Source organism: Arhodomonas sp. KWT (assembly GCF_010993615.1).
This window is the reverse complement of record NZ_WNXE01000035.1, coordinates 13,063-14,790: the sequence shown is the minus strand read 5'-3', so window position 1 is coordinate 14,790 and position 1,728 is coordinate 13,063. Positions and strand designations below refer to the sequence as shown.

Sequence of the window (1,728 nt, the reverse complement as noted above, 5' to 3'; positions counted from 1 at the left end):
GTCCCCGGGGATACGCAGGACCAGCTGCTCGCCGCCGTCGTTGAGCCGGTAGACCAGGTTCGTCATGCCGCCCAGCCGCTCGGCGCCCAGCGCCTCGGCACTGCGGCCGGCCAGCCGCGGGATCCGTGCGATCGCGTTTTCGAGATGGCTGTCCATCGGGTCCTCCTGATTGCGGGGTCCGTGTTCGCTGCGCCGGCTCACCGGGCCGGCTTCTCGGCGAGATAGAAGTCCAGACTGAGCTTGCCCTCGGCGGCGAGGTCCGCCCAGTGGGCCCAGCTGCGGTGGTTGTTCTCCAGCGTTTCGGCGTCCATCTCCCGGGCGAACTCGCTCATGTGCTGCTCCAGGCGCGCGAGCACCTTGGCGCGGTGGAGCGCGGCGTGGCGCTGCCAGTCCCGATGCTCGACGAGGGTGAACCCCGCCGCCTCGATGTGACGCTCGTAGTCCGCCGGCGAGGAGAGGTTGGACATCCCGTAGCGGGCCTCCACGGCGGCGCGCTCCTGCGGCGTGAGCCGCTCGTGCCAGAAGATGTGATCGGAGATCACGGCGCGGCCGCCGGGCTTGAGCACGCGATAGGCCTCACGCAGCACCCGTTCCTTGTCCGGCGAGTGCACCATCGACTCCTGGCACCACCACACGTCGAAGCTCTCGTCCGGGAAGGGGAGCTCGTGGAAGTCCGCGTACTCGAAGCTCACACGGTCGTCGAGGGCGCGGCTCTCGGCCATCTCGCGGCAGCGCGCGAGCTGGGTCTCGGAGATGTTGCTGGCGACCACCGAGACACCATACTCCTCGGCGAGATACCGTGCCGTGGCACCGTAGCCGCAGGCGACCTCCAGCACCCGCTCGCCGGGGCTCAGCCGTGCGGCCTCCGCCATCAGGCGCTTGGCCGCCCAGGTGGCGGTCTCGATACCCTCGTCACCGGTTTCGTACACGCCGTAGTGGATGTTCTCGCCCCACACGGCGGAATACAGGCGGTCGACGCCGCTGTTCTCGTAGTGTTCGGACATGGAATGCGTTCTCCGTTCCTTCAGGGTTGAGGCCGCGGCCCGGACTCAGGCGAGCCCGAGCGCGGCACGGCGCCGGGCCACCCAGGCACCGATGAGCCGGTCGGCGATCATGGCGATGAAGGCGACACACAGCCCGGCGACCAGGCCGGCGCCGATGTCCGCGCGGGTCAGCGCGATGTAAACCTCCTGACCGAGGTCGCGGGTCCCCACCAGGGCGGTAATGACGAGCATGGAGAGCGCCATCATGATGGTCTGGTTGAGGCCGAGCATGATCTCGGGCAGGGCCAGCGGGAGCTGCACCCGCCAGCGGATCTGGCCGCGCGTGCATCCGCACATGCGCGCCGCCTCGATGGTCTCGGCGGGCACGCCACGGATGCCGTGGTCGGTATATCGGACCGCCGGCGCCAGGGCGTATAGGACGATGGCGACCATCGCGGAGAAATCGCCCACCTGGAAGAGCATGACCACCGGGATCAGGTAGACGAAGCTCGGCAGTGTCTGCAGCGTGTCCACTACCGTGGTGGTCACCCGGTGGACGCGATCGCTGGCCGCCGACCATATGCCCAGCGGGATGCCGATCAGCGCGGCAATGGCCACCGATATGCCGCAGAGATAGACGGTGATCATCGCCTTCTCCCAGTTGCCGGTGACAGCGATGAACAGCGCCAGAGCGGTGACGCCCGCGGCGAGCCGCCAGCCGCCCAGGCGGTGGCTGAGCACCGCT

General features: G+C 68.9%; 3 protein-coding genes. All 3 read right to left on the bottom strand.

The features are described 5' to 3' along the window. The coding region (locus G7A99_RS25755) for a hypothetical protein (RefSeq protein WP_256379708.1) at positions 1-66 on the bottom strand (66 nt) is incomplete at its 3' end. Between the two features lie 131 nt (positions 67-197). Then, the gene (locus G7A99_RS08230; protein WP_256379707.1) at positions 198-1,028 is read right to left on the bottom strand and encodes a methyltransferase domain-containing protein; all 831 of its coding nucleotides are present in this window, start codon (positions 1,026-1,028) and stop codon (positions 198-200) included. 21 nt (positions 1,029-1,049) lie between these two features. Next, the coding region (locus G7A99_RS25320) for a proline/glycine betaine ABC transporter permease (protein ID WP_240466179.1) at positions 1,050-1,728 on the bottom strand (679 nt) is incomplete at its 5' end.